General features: G+C 64.6%; 15 protein-coding genes. 8 read left to right on the top strand and 7 right to left on the bottom strand.

The genetic code is table 11. From position 1 onward, the window contains the following. Positions 1 to 7 precede the first annotated feature (7 nt). The 3 genes from fdnG to rpmB all read right to left on the bottom strand — a co-directional run bounded on the left by fdnG (position 8) and on the right by rpmB (position 4,629). Positions 8 to 3,055 carry a formate dehydrogenase-N subunit alpha gene (fdnG, locus tag QQS14_RS02525; RefSeq protein ID WP_285905323.1) on the bottom strand — a complete coding sequence of 1,016 codons (3,048 nt, stop codon included), beginning with the start codon at positions 3,053 to 3,055 and terminating at the stop codon, positions 8 to 10. A 26-nt stretch (positions 3,056 to 3,081) separates the two neighbouring features. Further along, positions 3,082 to 3,306 (bottom strand): hypothetical protein, encoded by a 225-nt coding sequence (locus tag QQS14_RS02520; RefSeq protein WP_285905322.1) that lies wholly within the window; start codon positions 3,304 to 3,306, stop codon positions 3,082 to 3,084. 1,110 nt (positions 3,307 to 4,416) lie between these two features. Beyond that, on the bottom strand, positions 4,417 to 4,629 hold the full coding sequence (gene rpmB, locus QQS14_RS02515; protein WP_285905321.1) for a 50S ribosomal protein L28: 213 nt from the start codon (positions 4,627 to 4,629) through the stop codon (positions 4,417 to 4,419). Positions 4,630 to 4,838: 209 nt separating this feature from the next. Between rpmB and QQS14_RS02510 the strand changes: the two genes are divergently transcribed. The 8 genes from QQS14_RS02510 to glyA all read left to right on the top strand — a co-directional run bounded on the left by QQS14_RS02510 (position 4,839) and on the right by glyA (position 11,695). Next, on the top strand, positions 4,839 to 5,360 hold the full coding sequence (locus QQS14_RS02510; protein ID WP_285905320.1) for a YceD family protein: 522 nt from the start codon (positions 4,839 to 4,841) through the stop codon (positions 5,358 to 5,360). An 80-nt stretch (positions 5,361 to 5,440) separates the two neighbouring features. Beyond that, a complete protein-coding gene (rpmF, locus tag QQS14_RS02505) occupies positions 5,441 to 5,620 on the top strand; it encodes a 50S ribosomal protein L32 (RefSeq protein WP_285905319.1) in 180 nt (59 codons plus the stop codon). Further along, positions 5,613 to 6,671, top strand: a complete 1,059-nt coding sequence (gene plsX, locus QQS14_RS02500; protein ID WP_285905318.1) for a phosphate acyltransferase PlsX — start codon at positions 5,613 to 5,615, stop codon at positions 6,669 to 6,671. Before rpmF ends, plsX begins: the two co-directional genes overlap by 8 nt. 88 nt (positions 6,672 to 6,759) lie before the next feature. Beyond that, on the top strand, positions 6,760 to 7,749 hold the full coding sequence (locus QQS14_RS02495) for a beta-ketoacyl-ACP synthase III (protein ID WP_285905317.1): 990 nt from the start codon (positions 6,760 to 6,762) through the stop codon (positions 7,747 to 7,749). 157 nt (positions 7,750 to 7,906) lie between these two features. Next, the gene (gene fabG / locus QQS14_RS02490; protein ID WP_285905316.1) at positions 7,907 to 8,650 is read left to right on the top strand and encodes a 3-oxoacyl-[acyl-carrier-protein] reductase; all 744 of its coding nucleotides are present in this window, start codon (positions 7,907 to 7,909) and stop codon (positions 8,648 to 8,650) included. Between the two features lie 38 nt (positions 8,651 to 8,688). Further along, entirely contained in the window at positions 8,689 to 8,925 is a 237-nt protein-coding gene (locus tag QQS14_RS02485; RefSeq protein ID WP_285905315.1) for an acyl carrier protein, read from the top strand. Positions 8,926 to 9,030: 105 nt separating this feature from the next. Next, positions 9,031 to 10,269, top strand: a complete 1,239-nt coding sequence (fabF, locus tag QQS14_RS02480) for a beta-ketoacyl-ACP synthase II (RefSeq protein WP_285905314.1) — start codon at positions 9,031 to 9,033, stop codon at positions 10,267 to 10,269. A gap of 187 nt (positions 10,270 to 10,456) precedes the next feature. Next, entirely contained in the window at positions 10,457 to 11,695 is a 1,239-nt protein-coding gene (gene glyA, locus QQS14_RS02475; protein WP_285905313.1) for a serine hydroxymethyltransferase, read from the top strand. An 81-nt stretch (positions 11,696 to 11,776) separates the two neighbouring features. On the opposite strand, the gene QQS14_RS02470 is transcribed toward glyA, so the two are convergent. The 4 genes from QQS14_RS02470 to ftsZ form a co-directional block, all read right to left on the bottom strand. Beyond that, entirely contained in the window at positions 11,777 to 13,021 is a 1,245-nt protein-coding gene (locus QQS14_RS02470; protein WP_285905312.1) for a type II toxin-antitoxin system HipA family toxin, read from the bottom strand. A 3-nt stretch (positions 13,022 to 13,024) separates the two neighbouring features. Then, positions 13,025 to 13,441, bottom strand: a complete 417-nt coding sequence (locus tag QQS14_RS02465; protein WP_285905311.1) for a helix-turn-helix domain-containing protein — start codon at positions 13,439 to 13,441, stop codon at positions 13,025 to 13,027. 73 nt (positions 13,442 to 13,514) lie between these two features. Next, positions 13,515 to 15,254, bottom strand: coding sequence for a radical SAM protein (locus QQS14_RS02460; RefSeq protein WP_285905310.1), 1,740 nt, complete (start codon positions 15,252 to 15,254; stop codon positions 13,515 to 13,517). 85 nt (positions 15,255 to 15,339) lie between these two features. Then, positions 15,340 to 16,587: a cell division protein FtsZ gene (ftsZ, locus tag QQS14_RS02455; protein ID WP_285905309.1), complete on the bottom strand. Its 1,248-nt coding sequence runs from the start codon at positions 16,585 to 16,587 to the stop codon at positions 15,340 to 15,342. Positions 16,588 to 16,618: the final 31 nt, after the last annotated feature.

Raw genomic sequence — 16,618 nt, 5'->3', positions numbered from 1 at the left:
GTTCTCCTTACAGCTTGCGGACGTTGGCCACGAAGACCTTGGTTTCCGGGATGCCGGTGTTGGGATCGCCCACCGACGGGGTCAGCAGGTTGGCCGAATCGCCGCCGCTGCCGTCGTGGGGCATCTGCCAGCCGAAGTGCCAGGGCAGGCCGATCTGGTGGGTTGTCCTGCCCATGACCGTGAGCGGGCGCAGGCGCTTGGTGACCATGGCCACGGCCCAGACGCTGCCCCGGATGCTCTCGACCATCACCTTTTCGCCGTTTTCGATGCCCCTTTCCCTGGCCAGTTCCTCGCTCATCTCCACGAAGATCTGGGGCATGGCCTCAAGCAGCCACGGCGTGTGCCGGGTCATGTGGCCGGTCTGCCAATGCTCGGTGACGCGGAAGGTGGTGGCCACCAGGGGGTAGTTTGGATCGGCCACGGCCAGGGCCTCGCGGGCAAAGCGCAGGACAGCGGGGTTGTTCAGTTGCTTGGAGAAGCTGTGGGCCTTGAAGGGCGTCTCCATGGGTTCGTAGTGCTCAGGGAAGGGGCCGTCCTGGCGGCCCGGGCCATAGAGTTGGCCAAGGCCAGCCGCCTGCATGATGAAGGCGTACTTGGTGCCGGGCGCCCAACCGCCGTCGGGCACGTCGCCGATCCACTTGCCGCCGTCCCAGCGGACGACGGCCTTTTGCGGGGCATACGGCTTGCCGGTGTTGTCGCAGGAGGCGCGGTTATAGAGGACGCGCCGGTTCACGGGCCAGCACCAGGCCCAGTTGGGGAACAGGCCGATGTTCGCCTGCTCCGGGGTCTGCTCCTTGCTCCGGCGGGCGGCCATGTTGCCGCTCTCGGTGTAGGAGTTGCAATAGAGCCAGTTACCCGAGGCCGTGGAGCCGTCGTCCTGGAGCAGGGCAAAGCTCGGCACCTGGGTTCCCTTCTTGTAGGTCTTGCCGTCGATGGTCACGTCGCGGGTAAAGTGGCCGTTGATCAGCTTGGCCACCTTGTGTGCGTCAAAGCCGTGGCCGCCCTTCCACATGTCCACGGACAGGTTCTTGATGGGCTCGGGGAATGCGCCGCTCTCCTTGGCGTAGAGGGAGCGGATGGCGTCGTACAGCTCGGTCATGATGTGGCCGTCGGACTTGGACTCGCCGCGAGGAACCGGCCCCTCGTAGCGCCACTGCATCCAGCGGCCCGAGTTGATGATGGAGCCTTCCTTCTCGATGGACACGGCGCAGGGCAGGAAGAAGACCTCGGTCTTGATCTTCTTGGGGTCCTGGCCGGGACCGCGCCAGAATGAGCCGGTCTCGTTGTCGAAGATGTTGACGTTGACCATCCAGTCGAGGTTGGCCATGGCCTTCCTGTTCTTGCCCGCATTGGCTCCGCCGCAGGCAGGGTTCATGCCCCAGGCGAAGAACCCCTTGAACTCGCTCTTGGACATGGCGTCAAAGAGCTGGAGCCAGGTATAGGTCTTGCCGTCCTCGGCCTTGGGCAGCCATGCGTAGGCCTGCTCCGCCGTGGCGTTGGGGTACATGGCCTTGAGCAGGCTCGCCATGTATTTGGGGGTGTTCTGCCACCAGGCCGCGCTCATGGGGTCCTTGGCTCCCTCAAGGTGCGGCGTGGTCTTGGCGTCGATGTAGGTCTTGTAGTCGGCAAGGCCCGCGTTGGGGGTAGCCAGGTAGCCGGGCAGCAGGTGCCACAGCAGGGCGTGGTCCGTGGAACCCTGGACGTTGGATTCGCCGCGCATGGCGTTGACGCCGCCACCGGCCACGCCGATGTTGCCAAGGAGCAGCTGGACCATGGCCATGGTGCGGATGTACTGCACGCCCACGGTGTGCTGGGTCCAGCCCATGGCGTAGAGGATGGTCCCGGCCTTGTCCGGCTTGCCGGTGGCCGAGTAGAGCCTGTAGAATTCAAGCAGCTTCTGCTTGTCTGCGCCGGACACCGAGGAAACGGTGTCGATGTCGTAGCGCTCGTAGTGCTTCTTGAGCAGATTGATGACGCATCGGGGGTGCTTGAGGGAGGGGTCTTTCTTCGGCAGTCCATCCGAGTCCTTGTCGAAGGCCCACTGGGACTTGTCGTAGGAACCGGCGTAGTCCTGGTCGTCGCCGTTTTTGGTGTATCCGGTGAACAGGCCGTCGTTGAAGCCGAACTTCTCGCCCACCAGGGTCGAACCGTTGGTGTGGGTCAGCACGTAGTCTTTCTGGATCAGGTCGTTGTCCAGAATGTACTTGATGAGCCCGCCGAGGATGGCGATGTCCGTGCCCGCGCGGATATGGCAATGGAGGTCCGCCCTGGACGAGGTGCGGGTGAAGCGCGGGTCGAGGTTGATGAGCTTGGCCCCCTTGTGCATGGCCCGGGTCACCCATTTGAAGGAGATGGGGTGGTTTTCGGCCGCGTTGCTGCCCATGACCAGGACACAGTCGCTGTTGGCGATGTCGTTCCAGTGGTTGGTCATGGCCCCTCTGCCGAAGCTCTCGGCCAGGGCGGGCACTGTGGAGCTGTGGCAGATGCGGGCCTGATGCTCGACATAGACCAGCCCGAGGGAGCGCAGGATGGACTGATAGGCCCAGCACTCCTCGTTGTCGATGGCTGCGGAGCCCACCGAGGCGATGCCGTTGCACCGGTTGACCACCTGCCCCTTGGCGTTCTTCAAGGTAAAGGTGGCGTCGCGCGTTTTCTTGACCCGCTTGGCGATCTCGCCCAGCGCCCATTCCCAGGACACCTCCTTCCATTCGGTGGAGTAGGGGGCGCGGTACCTGGGCCGCGGGGGGCGCTCGTCATTCTCGGCCAGTTGCCAGATGGACGCGCCCTTGGCGCAGGTGGAGCCTTCGTTGATGGGGTGGTCGGGGTCGCCCTCGGTGTTGATGGCCCGCCTGGTCTTCAGGTCGGTGTTGACGATCAGGCCGCAGCCCACGCCGCAGTATGGGCAGATGCTGGTGGTCTGCCTGCTCCACTTGGGGCCGAGCATGGCCACCCTGTCGAGCGCCTGGGCGTCGGGCACGAAGCCCAGCCCGCCAAAGGCCGTGGCCACCGCAGTGGCGGCCGTCAGTTTGAGAAATCGTCTCCTGTTGATCTTCATTGGAACTCCTCGGGTTGTCGGTTGTGTCATCTTCCGCGGATCTCGCGGCTCAGGGCGAGCAGCAGGCCGTAGCCGTGCGCCTTGGGCGGCGGGATGGGTATCGCCTCGGGTTGGTCATGGACATCCCAGTGGGGACGCATGGCCAGGGCGATGACCTCCGCTGCCTCCAGCGCGTGCCCCAGTCCGGAAAACGGGGGCGGCGCGGCCGTGTGCAAAGATGACGCGTCTGTTGTGCCGGTTGACAAAAACACTCACACCTCCTCTGACGGTATTGAGCATCCCGCATGGGCGGGACGTATCCTGGGTTGTCTGGAAAAAGGGCGCATGAAAGCCGCCCCTGGCCGACAGCCACGCGCGTGGCGCGGGGCTGGTGCAGGGGCAGACAGGAAAAGGGTCGGGATCGTATTCAGGGAAAGGTCCGGCCAGCGGGCCGGACGCAAGGGCGCAAGCCTAGGCTTTGCCGGGTGTGGTGTCCTCTCCCGGAGCGAGGGCCGTGGCTTGACGGGCCGTGTGGCTGCTCTGCGGGGCGGGGTATGAAGGGGACCAGACCTGATTCCCATGGCGCGTCAGTCAGAGTCGCCAGGCCGCGATGCGCGGCCCGAGGAACTGGCTTCTCAGGTTGTCGTGGTTCGTGGCCCGGGGGGAGGGCAGGCTCGACAGGAGTGTTTGATGGAGAGGTGGGCGGGCAACGATCAGCCCGGGACGCAACGCGAGGCAAGACGGTCCACCAGCCCGGATCGGGGTGGCGGGTCCGGCCCCGGCGGCCGTTCCCCGTCTGTTTGTCGCGTATTGCATCGTGGTCCGCACTCCTTTGACTCGATTGCACGATAGGCTCCTGCCAAAGGAATGCAAATAATCGCATCAGTAACACGGTTTTGCACGACTGTGCTCGTTTTGGCACAATGATTGTCTGGAGGTGGCGATGTCACAAGTCGAGGGGGGCGATTGGTCGGGAGGACCTTGAGACGCGGGCGGCGGCCCGACCCCCAAGCGGCGAGCCCCCTGCCGGGACTGAGACGGCAGGGGGCTCTTCACAAGGGGGAGGTGTCGCGCTGCTACGCTGTAGAGAAAATCGTATTCCGGGCTTGTGCCGGTTTATCCCTTGCTGCTTCGGAATCATCGGTCACAACGGTTTCGCCCTGTTGTTCTCAAGTTAGCAGGAGGCGTGCCAAGTTTTTAACCCAACAAAAACAGCGAATTGTGTTTTCTGCCTGGGTGCGAATTGTGCAAAAGTGCAGCATGTTGCCGGGTCGGGTTGCGTAGTTTTGCACAAGGCTGTGTCTTGGCAGGGTGCTGAAACGCAAAAAAGCTGCCGCCGAGGAATCGGCGGCAGCGCTGGGTGCATTTGTGTGGCTTTTGGGTTAGGCTTCGGCCTTCTTGACCACGGGCTTGATGATGGCGCCGCTGCGGATGCAGCGGGTGCAGGCCTTGACGCTGACCACCTGGCCGGACTCAAGCTGATGACGCACCTTCTGCAAGTTGGGCATGAAGCGGCGCTTGGTCTTGATGTGGGAGTGGCTGACGTTGTGGCCGGTCTGGGGGCCCTTACCGCATATATCGCAAACCTGGGACATGGCGACCTCCTGGGTACTCTGCATGAATCGTTGGAAAAATTTTGCTTCACCGCCGCCGCCGAGCCTGAACCCTCCGTGCAGCGGGAGAGATTCTTTACCCAGTTGAAGACCAAATGGCAAGGGGTTTTTTCTTGACAAGGGAAAAAGTTCCCATATACGAAGCATCGGTTGCCCGCGCCGGAATCTCCGGCCATCGGGCGGAGGACACAATGCAGGAACACTGGATTACCATCAGCGACATTCCCGCCCACGGCAGGGATTTTGTCTTCGACGACCAGACGCTTTGGCGTGAGGGGTGCGAGACGTATTCCCTGCGCGTGAAGCCCGGGCGCGACCTCGTGGCCGTGTACACGATCCAGCCCCAGGCTGGGGGAGCGCTGGTGCGCGGGACCCTCAAGGGCTCGGTCTTCCTGCCCTGCGACCGTTGTGCTGCCGACTTCGAGTTTGCCATCGACACCGGCTACGACCTCTTCGAGGAGTTGCCCGGCGAGGAGGGCGGCGAGGGCGAGGAACCCCGGGTGCGCGAGCATGGCGGGGAATTGCAGCTCGACATGGGCGCGCTGCTGTGGGAGGAGTTCGCTCTGGCCCTGCCGGTCAAGCCCCTGTGCGACGAGTCGTGCCGGGGCGTGTGCCCCGGCTGCGGGGCGGACCGCAACGCCGAGGCCTGCGCCTGCGCCGACGACGAGGGCGACGAACGTCTTGCGGTCTTCCGTTCCTTGAAGATAAAGTAGCGACCCGGGCAATTGGCCCTTGCCAGCCGGGACGCCCTGCACTAATACGACCACAACCAGTTTTTAGCGAGGTATACATCATGGCAGTTCCCAAGAAACGGACTTCCCGCTCCCGCAAGGGCATGCGCCGGTCCCACGATCACGTGGCCGTTCCCAACGTCGTCTACTGCGAGTGCGGCGAGCCCAACCTTCCTCACCGCGCCTGTTCCGTGTGCGGCAACTACAAGGGTCGTCAGGTCGTCAGCGGCGACGATGCCTAGCACCGGGACGAATATCGCTCCGCGCATCGCCGTGGATGCCATGGGGGGCGATTTCGGCCCCCAGGTTGTCGTGCCCGCTGCGGTCGAGGCCGCGCGAGACGGCATCGCCATCGTCCTGGTGGGCGACGCGGCGCGCATCGAGAGCGAGCTTTCCGGGCTCAACACCGCCGGGCTGGACATCACCGTCATGCCCGCATCGCAGGTCGTCGAGATGGATGACAAGCCTTCGGACGCGCTGCGGCGCAAGAAGGACTCGTCCATCCAGGTGGCCTGCCGCTGCGTGACCGAGGGCGGGGCCGACGGCGTGGTCAGCGCGGGCAACTCCGGGGCCACCGTGGCCTGCGGCATGTTCGTGCTCGGCCGCATCAAGGGCGTCATGCGCCCGGCCCTGGCGGGCATCATGCCCACCGAGAAGAATCCGGTGGTGCTCATCGACGTGGGCGCCAACGTGGACTCCAAGCCCCTGCACCTGCTCCAGTTCGGCCTGATGGCCGACGTGCTCTCCCGGTGCGTGCTCGGCGTGGCCAACCCGGCCGTGGGGCTGCTCTCCATCGGCGAGGAGGAGGGCAAGGGCAACGCCATCGTGCGCGACACCTTCGAGCTGATGCGCCAGTCCGACCTGCGCTTCATCGGCAATGTGGAGGGACGCGACATCTTCACCGGCGATGTGGACGTGGTGGTCTGCGACGGCTTTGTGGGCAACGTGGCCCTCAAGCTGTCCGAGGGGCTGGCCAAGTCCATGAGCAACATCCTCAGGAAGCAGCTCAAGTCGAGCTGGCTCTCCAGGCTGGGCACCCTGCTTTCCATCCGCGCCTTCGGGCGGTTCAAGAAGATGGTCGACTACGCCGAGTACGGCGGCGCGCCGCTGCTCGGCCTCAAGGGCATTGTGGTGGTCTGCCACGGCAAGTCCAACGAGCTGGCCATTGTCAACGCCATCAGGATGGCCGCCACCAGCGTGCGCAACAAGATGCACGAACACCTGGCCGAGGGGCTGGCCGCCCACAGCGGGCTGGCCGGGAAATTCGAGAAGACTTCCAAGGACGCGGCCTGACGCAAACCCCGGACGGGCTGCGGCCGGGGCGAGGGCTCCGGGTCGCGCCGCTTGACCCGGGGAGACCAAACGCTTACACCACCCACCTATGCACACCAATTTCATCATCCGGGGTTTCGGCCACTACGCGCCCGAGCGCGTGCTGACCAACGCGGACCTCGAAAAGATCGTCGATACCACAGACGAGTGGATCACCACCCGCACCGGCATCAAGCAGCGCCATATCGTGGCCGAGGGTGAAACCTCCTCGGACCTGGGCCTTGTGGCTGCGCGCAAGGCGCTGGCCTCGGCGGGCCTGGAGCCCTCGGAGTTGACCCACATCGTCTTCGCCACCTTCACCCCGGACTACGCCATTCCCTCGGCCGCCTGCGTGCTCCAGGAGAAGCTGGGCATCGTGGGCCAGATGTGCCTCGACGTGCAGGCCGCCTGCTCCGGGTTTCTCTACGCCATGGAGACGGCGCGGGGCTATGTGGCCCTGAATCCCTCGGCCAGGGTGCTGGTGGTGGCCGCCGAGGTGGTCACCAGCCGGGTCAACTGGGAGGACCGAGCCACCTGCGTCCTCTTCGGCGATGCGGCTGGCGCGGCCGTACTCACCAGCGGCGATGCGGACGAGACCCCGAGGGTGGTGGACATCATGCTCGGCGCGGACGGAGCCCTGGGCGACCTGCTCACCGTGCGCGGCGGCGGCTCGGCCATCTCCTACAAGCTGGGCCAGTCCGTGGGCGAGGAATATTTCGTCGAGTTCCAGGGGCGCGAGGTGTTCAAGCACGCCGTGCGCCATATGACCAGCATCAGCGAGACGCTGCTGACCCGGCACGGCATGACCAGCGCCGATGTGGATGTGCTCATCCCCCATCAGGCCAACTGGCGCATCATCGATGCCGTGGGCCGCAAGCTCGGGATTCCCCTTGAGCGCGTCTTCTCCAATGTGGACAGGTACGGCAACACCTCGGCCGCCTCGGTGCCCGTGGCCCTGTCCGAGGCGCTGGACCTGGGCGTGATCAAGCCGGGCCACCGGGTGCTTGTGCCCACCTTTGGCGGCGGCTTCACCTGGGGCGCCATGCTTGTCCAGTTCTAGGCAGGCGTCACCGGCCGGTTGCGTGATCGTCATCTGCCGGTCATGCCCGCGCGGAAGCGTCGTGGCATACCCCGGACCCTGCGCCCCCAAGTGTTTGCAGTCCGGTCGGGATTGGTATATTGGGGGCTGACCAACGAGCCAACCATGAGGTATGTCGATGAGTGATCTTCCCAGAGTCGCCCTGGTTACCGGCGGTTCACGCGGTATCGGCCGCAAGGTGGCCGAGCGGCTGGCCAGCGACGGATTCGAGGTTTTTCTGACCTATGTCAGCCGCCCCGAGGAGGCGGACAAGGTCGTGGCCGCCATCGAGGCGGACGGCGGAAAGGCCCGGGCCTTCCGGCTCGATTCCGGCGACCGCGACGCCATTGCCGGGTTCTTCAGGGACGAGATCAAGGGCAAGGCCACCCTTGAGGTGCTGGTCAACAACGCGGGCATCACCCGCGACGGCCTGATGATGCGCATGAAGGACGAGGACTGGGACACGGTCCTGCGCATCAACCTCACCGGCTGCTTCGCCTTTCTCAAGGAAGCCTCCAAGATCATGGGCAAGCAGCGCTTCGGCCGCATCATCAACATCACCAGCATCGTGGGCCAGATGGGCAACGCGGGCCAGGCCAACTACTGTGCGGCCAAGGCCGGGCTCATCGGCCTGACCAAGTCCGCCGCCCGCGAACTGGCCGGACGCAGCATCACGGTCAACGCCGTGGCCCCGGGGTTCATCCAGACCGATATGACCGACCAACTGCCCGAGGCCGTGGTCCAGTCCATGCTCGCGCAGATTCCGCTCAATACCCTCGGGCAGTCCGAGGACATCGCCGCCGCCGTCTCCTTCCTCGCCGGGCCAGGTGCCGGGTACATCACCGGTCAGGTGCTCGGGGTCAACGGCGGCATGTATATGTAATTGAAATAAAACAAAAAACAATCGTATTGGAGGAAACCATGTCCGACGTAGCCGCAAAAGTCAAAGAGATCATTGTGGAGCAGCTTGGCGTGAGCGCCGATGAAGTTGTCGATGGCGCCGCCTTTGTCGAGGATCTGGGCGCGGATTCCCTGGACCTGACCGAACTGATCATGGCCATGGAAGAGGAATTCGACCTGGAGATCGACGACGAGCAGGCGCAGAAGATCATCAAGGTCCAGGACGCCATCGCCCACATTGAAAAGGCCGTGGGCTAACCGGCCCGGACCAAACGCGACGAATCACGAGAGCGTCTTATGCACACATTGGTGTAAGGCGCTCCTCTTATCTTTTTTGAAACGCAGACAGCACGGATATCCATTATGAAAAGGGTTGTCGTCACCAGCGTCGCGGCCGTTTCCCCGCTTGGCAACGACGTTGAGACCAGTTGGCAGAATCTTCTGGCTGGCAAGTCCGGCGTGGGGCTGATCACGAAATTCGACACCGCCGAGTACGACACGAAGATCGCTGGCGAAGTCAAGGATTTCGACCCCACCATCTACATCAACAAGAAGGAAGCCCGGCGCATGGAAACCTTCACCCAGTTCGCGGTCTGCGCCTGCAAGATGCTCTTTCGCGACGCCGGGTGGTCCATCCCCGAATCCGAGAAGGACCGGGCCGGAACCATCATCGGCGTCGGCCTTGGCGGCCTGCACAGCATCGAGGAGATGCACAGCAAGCTGCTGGAAAAGGGACCAAGCCGCATCTCGCCCTTCTTCATCCCCATCCTCATCGCCAACATGGCCGCCGGGCAGGTGTCCATCGAGGCCGGGGCCATGGGGCCGAACATCTGCACCACCACGGCCTGCGCCTCGGGCACCCACGCCATCGGCGCGGCCTATACCGACATCGCCATTGGCCGGGCAGACGTCATGATCTGCGGCGGCGCGGAATCCACCATCTCGGAGCTCGGCGTGGCCGGGTTCAACGCCATGAAGGCGCTCTCGGTGCGCAACGACGAGCCCGAGAAGGCGTCGCGCCCGTTCGACGCGGACCGCACCGGCTTCATCATGGGCGAGGGCGCGGGCCTGCTGCTCCTCGAATCCCTGGAGCACGCCCAGGCGCGCGGGGCCACCATCCTGGCCGAGGTGGTCGGATTTGGCGCGTCCGGCGATGCCTACCACATGACCGCCCCGCCCGAGGACGGCTCAGGCATGGCCCTGGCCATGGCCGCCGCCATCCGCGAGGCCAAGGTGGACCCGTCGGCCATCGACCACATCAACGCCCACGGCACCTCCACCAAGCTCAATGACCTCTGCGAGACCCGGGCCATCAAGAAGGTCTTCGGCGACCACGCCTACAACATCGCCATCTGCGCCAACAAGTCCCAGATGGGCCACCTGCTCGGCGCGGCCGGTGGCGTGGAGGCTGTCTTCGCGGTCAAGACCCTGGCCGAGGGCATCATCCCCGGCACCATCAACCGCGACACGCCAGACCCCGAATGCGACCTCGACGTCTGTGCCGACGGCCCGCGACAAAAGCAGGCCGAGTACGCCCTGAGCAACTCCTTCGGCTTCGGCGGCACCAACGCCTGTGTCCTGTTCAAGCGCTTCACGGGATAACGACAAGGGAGGCTGAACGGCCTCCCTTTTTTGATATATAACGCGGATCTCCACCCCCGCATGGGACGGCGGGCGCGGTGGCCCCGGGGATGAATGTCCCCGCGCACGGCTGCCGCCAGAAACCGGCCGCACCGCATGAGGCGGTGGGAAAGCCATTCGCATTCACACCCAAAACGAGGTTCACACCATGGAAGAGTTGTTCGTACAAGACCCAGAGATCGCAGCGGCCATTGCCAACGAGGTCGACCGTCAGGTCAGCAAGCTTGAGCTCATCGCCAGCGAAAATTTCGTGTCCACGGCCGTGCGTCAGGCCCAGGGCAGCGTCTTGACCCACAAGTACGCCGAGGGCTACCCCGGCAAGCGCTGGTACGGCGGCTGCGAGTTCGTGGACATGGTCGAGGACATGGCCCGCGAGCGCGCCTGCGAGCTGTTCGGCGCTGGCTATGCCAACGTCCAGCCGCACTCCGGCTCCCAGGCCAACATGGCCGTCTACTTCGCGGTCTGCAAGCCCGGCGATACCGTGCTCGGCATGGACCTCTCCCACGGCGGCCACCTGACCCACGGCAGCCCGGTCAACTTCTCGGGCAAGCTCTTCAACATGGTGCACTACGGCGTCTCCCGCGAGACCCAGACCATAGACTACGATCAGGTGGAAGCCCTGGCCAAGGAACACCGGCCCACGATGATTATCGCCGGGGCCTCGGCCTACCCGCGCATCATCGATTTCGCCCGCTTCCGCGCCATCGCCGACGAGGTGGGCGCCAAGCTGATGGTCGACATGGCCCACATCGCGGGCCTCATCGCCGCGGGCGAGCACCCGTCCTGCATCGAGCACGCCCACTACACCACCACCACCACCCACAAGACCCTGCGCGGCCCGCGCGGCGGCATGATCCTGGGCGGCGAGGAGCTGGAGCAGGAGCTCAACTCCAATATCTTCCCCGGCATTCAGGGCGGTCCGCTCATGCATGTCATCGCGGCCAAGGCCGTGTCCTTTGGCGAGGCGCTGTCGCCCGGCTTCACCGAGTATCAGCAGCAGGTGGTCAAGAACGCCAAGGTGCTGGCCGCCAGCATGCAGGAGGCGGGCTACAAGCTGGTGTCCGGCGGCACGGACAACCACCTCATGCTCATCGACCTGTCCGACAGGGACTACACCGGCAAGGACGCGCAGATCGCCCTGGACAAGGCGGGCATTACCGTCAACAAGAACACCATCCCGTTCGAGACCAAGTCGCCGTTCCAGACCTCCGGCATCCGGCTGGGCACTCCCGCATTGACCACCCGTGGCATGATCGAGGAAGACATGATCGTGGTGGCAGAGGCCATCACCGCCGCGCTGGAGAATATCGGGGATGACAAGATTCTGAAAGAGATCAGCGAAGAGGTCGAGGAGTTCGCCCGCGAGTTCCCGCTCTACGCTTGGTAGATCGAGACTGAATTGATTCGAATGAAGGGAGCGGCCTGAGGGTCGCTCTCTTCTCTTTTCTCCCACTCTCCATTCCCCCATCTATTGTGCGAGCCTCTCCAGAGTCAACCGGCATCGTTCCTGGATGAACTCGACGATGCGGGGGACGGCGCGGGATTTCCCGTATCGTTCCCGGAAGGCCTCGGCAACATATCCCGCGCCAGTGCTCAGGGTTTTCGCCAGGGCGGTGATCATCGTCAGGGCATCGGGGTGGCCAAGCCCGGCCTCGTCCGCGAGGCGGAGCCAGTGGCGTTTCATGATGAATTTCGGGTCGTACTGCCCGCCGATCTTCATGGCGTTCTTCTGCCCCAGGCCCTGTGCCTCGAACATGCCGACGCACAGGAGGTCGTAGAATGGCGCAAGCCGCGGCCGGGGTGGCGCGTCGTAGAGCAGTGAGAGGTTCTTGGCGTGGGCGTCGGTGTTGCCGATCAGGTGGTTGAAGACCACGAGGCGGAAAAGCTGAGTCCGGTCCCCAACCGGGGTGGCGGAATGTTCCAGCAGATCGAAACACTCCCTGGTGCCCGGCCCGCCCTCGTTCTGGTATTTCAACTCGGCGGGCAACCCCATGGCTTGGCAGAAATCCTCCTGGTGAATCCGCCTGATACCGTCCGGGTGAACAACCCTGTCGTACCGCTCGACCAGATAGCCGCGCGGGTATGTCTCGGTGATCTCGGCTTTTGGAGCATCGAGGTCCACGAGCTTGGCGAGGGCCATGCAAAATGCCTCGTTTTCGACGCTTCCAGGCAGGTCGTCGATGGGCGGCTTGAGAATATGCGTGCTGGGCGCGCCCTGGGTGGGCAGCAGATAGGTGCTGCCCAGGCGGGCGATGGGCAGCTTGGTCTGCGCCCCGGCCAGGGACAGGCGCAGCCCTTCCTCCCCGGCCAGCAGCGGACGCTGGGGCAGCAGCGAGATGATTTCGCCGAGCCGGTCCCTGCTGATTTCCTCGTATACGGGCCTGGCAGCCGGGATTTCGCCTTCGTGAAGAATCGTCAATGCGCCCGCGCACTCGCCGCCAAGGGCCGCCAGCAGGCCGAACACGTTCTTTTGTGACACATGGAGCCGTTTGGACACCTTGTCGCGCACTGCCTGCTCCGGGAGCAGGTTGTCGAAGAACGCCCTTGAGCGGCTATCGTCAAAGGGGTGTTCCTGAAAAGGCAGGCTGAGGGAAAGCGGGAACCCGGAGCACATCCAGCCAGCGTCATAGGCGAAGGAGAGCGCGGTCCGCCCCTTGCGGGTCAGGGTGCCGACATGGTTGCTGTCGAGCCAAACGCACAGGCGCTCGCTCATGGGCTAGCTCCTCGGGATGATGCGCGCCTCAAGGTCCAGCGCGTCCAGCAGATCAAGCACCTTGCCGACTTCGGCGGTTTCCTTGCCTCGTTCCACCTCGGAGATGAAACGCTCACGCGTGCCGCTGCGGGTAGCCAGTTCTTGCTGGGTCATCCCCAGGTCGAGCCGCCGCAGTCTGATGGCCTCGCCGATGGCCTTGGCCGTTCCGGCGGCATCGGCCCTGAATCGTTTGCCCGGAGTGGAGAGCAGGGATTTAAGGACCCACCCGCCAAGGGCGATCCCCCCCAAAGCGAGGAGTGTTTTTCCAGGATCGTCAGCCTTTTGGGCCCGTTTTCCTGTTATCGCTGCCGCCTTTGCCTGGAGTTCGGCCTCGGTCGGCTCAGTGTCGGGTTGAGAGGCATTTGGTGATCGTGTCGTCATGGCGACCTCCCGTACGGGAAAATACGGCCTTTGAGAAAAAAGTCAAGCCGCCTTCCCGTACGGTAAAACACGGCTACTCCGTCATCCCGCACCCGACGCACTTCTCACACCCCTTGGGCGGGCACCCTGCCGAGACAACCGCCTCCTTGGCGCGTTGCCATTCCTTCCACAAATGCTCGCGGGTGACGCCGACATCAATGACCTCCCAGGGGAAGGGCTCGTGCTCGCCGCGTTCGCGGTCGATGATGGCGGACTGGTCGCCGGGCCAGAGCTTGAGGGCTTTTTTCCAGCCGCCGTGGTCAGCGGCCAGGAGGATGAACTCGGCCATTTCCTCGCCGCCTCGGGCGAGCAATCCCTGCAGCCGGGCCTGAAAGGGGGCGTCGTGATGCAGGGTCACGCCCTTGTAGGGCTTGACCATGGCGGTGAGCTGCTTCATGCGCGCCTCAAGGGCACCCTCTGAGGCCATGGGCGCCCACTGGAACGGGGTGAAGGGCTTGGGCACCAGGGAGCTGACGCCGATGGTGATGCGCATGAACTGCTTCTTGCGGCCTCCCGGCTCCTCGGCGCGGATGCGGATGATCCCGGCCAGGAACTCGCGCAGTTCGTCGTAGTCCGCGTCTGTCTCGCCGGGCCAGCCCGCGATGAGGTAGAGCTTGAGGTGGTTGACCCCGTAGCGGGCGCACAAGCGGACGGCATTGAGGAAATCCTCGGGCTTGAGCTTCTTGCTCATCATGTGCCGCAGCCGCTCGCTGGCACCTTCCAGGGCCAGGGTCACGGTGCGGATGCCACGCTCGCGCAGGTAGACGAGCAGCTCCTCGGTGATTCCGTCTGCGCGCATGGACGAGAGGGCGAATTTTTTCTTCTGCCCGTGCAGCCATTTGAGGAAAGGGAGCAGGTCGGGCCAGTCGGTCAGGGCCGTGCCCACCAGCCCCACCTTGGGCGGGTCGGTCAGGGTGACGATGCGCTTGAGCTCGTCGAGATCGGCATGGCGGGGCGGGCGGTAGATGAACCCGGCGGCGCAGAACCTGCAGCCGTAGGGGCACCCCCGGTTGACCTCCAGGAGCAGCGTATCGCGAAAGGCGGCCTGGCCGCTGATGAAGCAGGAGAATGCGGGATCGGGCAGGGGCGCGCCCGAGCGGCCCGTGACCACGCGTCGGACCGGGGTTTTGGTGCGGCCCGGCACATAGATGGCAGGGTCGTCCTTGATGGCGTCGAGGATGGCGGCCTTGTCCGCGCCGTCAAAGAAGAGGCGGCGCAGCTTGAGGAAAAAGGGGATGAAGTGGTCGTCGGCCTCGCCCACCCAGAAGAGATCGACAAATGGCGCGATGGGCGCGGGGTTGAGAAAGGCGGGCGGTCCCCCGGCCATGACCAGGGGAAGGAACGGGCGTTCCGCCGACAGTGGCGGAACGCCCGCTGCCCGGAGCATTCGAGGGAGGTTGAGGAAGTCCTCCTCGAATATGACGCTCCAGGCTATCACAGGGAATGAGGATAGTGGGCTTCGTGATTCGCGCGTTGCGGGTTCGTGGCCCTCGGTGAGGCCGAGCTTGTCCGGGAAGACACGTTCGACGGCAAGTCCGGGCTCTTCGGCGAGCATCCTGTAGACGGCCTGCCAGCCCAGCGTGGAGATGGCCGCAGCCTCGCCCCCAGGGATGGCGATGGCCACGGGCAGCCGCCCGCCGAGGTCCGGAGCCGATGGCTCGGACGTGCCGTGATACAGGACTCGCGTGTCTATGATGGCCCCCGCTTCGCGCTTGTGATCATTCGGCGGCGCACCGTCGCCAGGGCCGACGTGGCCGGGCCGGGCGCTCCGCATGGGGCGCACACCGCTCGGCCCGCCGACATCGACGGACGCATGAGCCGCTGAGGATCACCAGTATTCTCGTCTGATGCGTCCGGTCCTAGTCCACGTTCTTGCGGATGAAGGCGGGCACGTCGTAATTGTCCTCTTCGAAGATGAACTCCTCTTCGCCCGGCCCGGCCACGGCGCGCTGGCTGCGGCGGGTCTGGGTGATTTCGGGGGTGGTCATGTCGCCCCCGGCCTTGCGCAGGTAGGCGGGGATGTTCCGGTCCTGGGCGATGACCTTCTGGTGGCCGGGGCGGCGCGCCGGGGCCTTGTCCGTGCCCCGGGGTCCGAGGAGCAGCAGCTTCTGCTGTTCGGCCTTGCTCATGGCGGGCTCGGGCTCTTCCATGGCGGCCTGGATGCCGGTGGCGATGACCGTGATGCGCATCTCGTCGCCCGCATCCGGGTCAAAGACGGTGCCGAAGAATATCTCGGCGTCGTCGTGGGCCTCTTTGTAAATGATGTCGGCCGCCTCAGAGACCTCGTCGATGAGCATGTCCGGGCCGCAGGTGATGTTGATGAGCACGCCCTTGGCACCTTCGATGGACACGTCTTCGAGCAGCGGGCTGGTGATGGCCTTCATGGCCGCTTCCTTGGCTCTGCCTTCGCCCCTGGCGATGCCGGTACCCATCAGCGCCATGCCCGACTGCGACATGGCGGCCTTGACGTCCGCGAAGTCGAGGTTGATCAGACCGTGGACCGTGATCAGGTCGGCGATGCCCTTGACCGCGTAGTAGAGCACCTCGTCCGCCTTCTTGAGCATGTCGGAGAAGGACGCCTTCTTGGCGGCCAGCTGAAGCAACCGGTCGTTGGGGATGGTGATGATGGAGTCCACCACGTCGGCCAGGGCGCGGGTGCCTGCCTCGGCCTGCTCCAGGCGGCGCTTGCCCTCGAAGTAGAAGGGCTTGGTGACCACGCCGACGGTCAGCGCGCCCAGCTCCCGGGCCACCTCGGCCACCACGGGGGCGGAGCCGGTGCCCGTGCCGCCGCCCATGCCCGCGGTGATGAAGACCATGTCCGAGCCCTCAAGGGCGGCGCGGATCTGGTCCACGGACTCCATGGCCGCGCTGCGCCCGATCTCCGGGTTTGCGCCCGCGCCAAGGCCCTTGGTCAGCTTCTCGCCGATCTGGATCTTGTGCTCGGCCAGGGATTTCTGGATGTCCTGGCTGTCGGTGTTGGCCACGATGAATTTGACGCCCTTGAGCGCGGACAGGATCATGTTGTTGACCGCGTTGCCTCCGCCGCCGCCGCAACCCACGACCTTGATCTTGGCGTTGCTCTCGTGTTCGATCTCGAAGTATTGCATGTGTCTTCCTCCTCAAATCCTCTTCCCTGTT

Origin of the sequence: Pseudodesulfovibrio pelocollis, assembly GCF_030282845.1 — a bacterium.
In the GTDB taxonomy this organism is placed as follows: Bacteria; Desulfobacterota; Desulfovibrionia; order Desulfovibrionales; family Desulfovibrionaceae; genus Pseudodesulfovibrio; species Pseudodesulfovibrio pelocollis.
This window is presented reverse-complemented; position numbering and strand designations above follow the sequence as displayed.

What these genes read in the sequence shown, in the direction of transcription:
- QQS14_RS02470 (WP_285905312.1), bottom strand. Translation starts at nt 13,021, where the DNA reads ATGAGCGAGCGCCTGTGCGTTTGGCTCGACAGCAACCATGTCGGCACC.
- QQS14_RS02460 (WP_285905310.1), bottom strand. Translation starts at nt 15,254, where the DNA reads ATGCGGAGCGCCCGGCCCGGCCACGTCGGCCCTGGCGACGGTGCGCCG.
- ftsZ (WP_285905309.1), bottom strand. Translation starts at nt 16,587, where the DNA reads ATGCAATACTTCGAGATCGAACACGAGAGCAACGCCAAGATCAAGGTC.
- QQS14_RS02465 (WP_285905311.1), bottom strand. Translation starts at nt 13,441, where the DNA reads ATGACGACACGATCACCAAATGCCTCTCAACCCGACACTGAGCCGACC.
- rpmF (WP_285905319.1), top strand. Translation starts at nt 5,441, where the DNA reads ATGGCAGTTCCCAAGAAACGGACTTCCCGCTCCCGCAAGGGCATGCGC.
- plsX (WP_285905318.1), top strand. Translation starts at nt 5,613, where the DNA reads ATGCCTAGCACCGGGACGAATATCGCTCCGCGCATCGCCGTGGATGCC.
- fabG (WP_285905316.1), top strand. Translation starts at nt 7,907, where the DNA reads ATGAGTGATCTTCCCAGAGTCGCCCTGGTTACCGGCGGTTCACGCGGT.
- fdnG (WP_285905323.1), bottom strand. Translation starts at nt 3,055, where the DNA reads ATGAAGATCAACAGGAGACGATTTCTCAAACTGACGGCCGCCACTGCG.
- fabF (WP_285905314.1), top strand. Translation starts at nt 9,031, where the DNA reads ATGAAAAGGGTTGTCGTCACCAGCGTCGCGGCCGTTTCCCCGCTTGGC.
- glyA (WP_285905313.1), top strand. Translation starts at nt 10,457, where the DNA reads ATGGAAGAGTTGTTCGTACAAGACCCAGAGATCGCAGCGGCCATTGCC.
- QQS14_RS02510 (WP_285905320.1), top strand. Translation starts at nt 4,839, where the DNA reads ATGCAGGAACACTGGATTACCATCAGCGACATTCCCGCCCACGGCAGG.
- QQS14_RS02485 (WP_285905315.1), top strand. Translation starts at nt 8,689, where the DNA reads ATGTCCGACGTAGCCGCAAAAGTCAAAGAGATCATTGTGGAGCAGCTT.
- QQS14_RS02495 (WP_285905317.1), top strand. Translation starts at nt 6,760, where the DNA reads ATGCACACCAATTTCATCATCCGGGGTTTCGGCCACTACGCGCCCGAG.
- rpmB (WP_285905321.1), bottom strand. Translation starts at nt 4,629, where the DNA reads ATGTCCCAGGTTTGCGATATATGCGGTAAGGGCCCCCAGACCGGCCAC.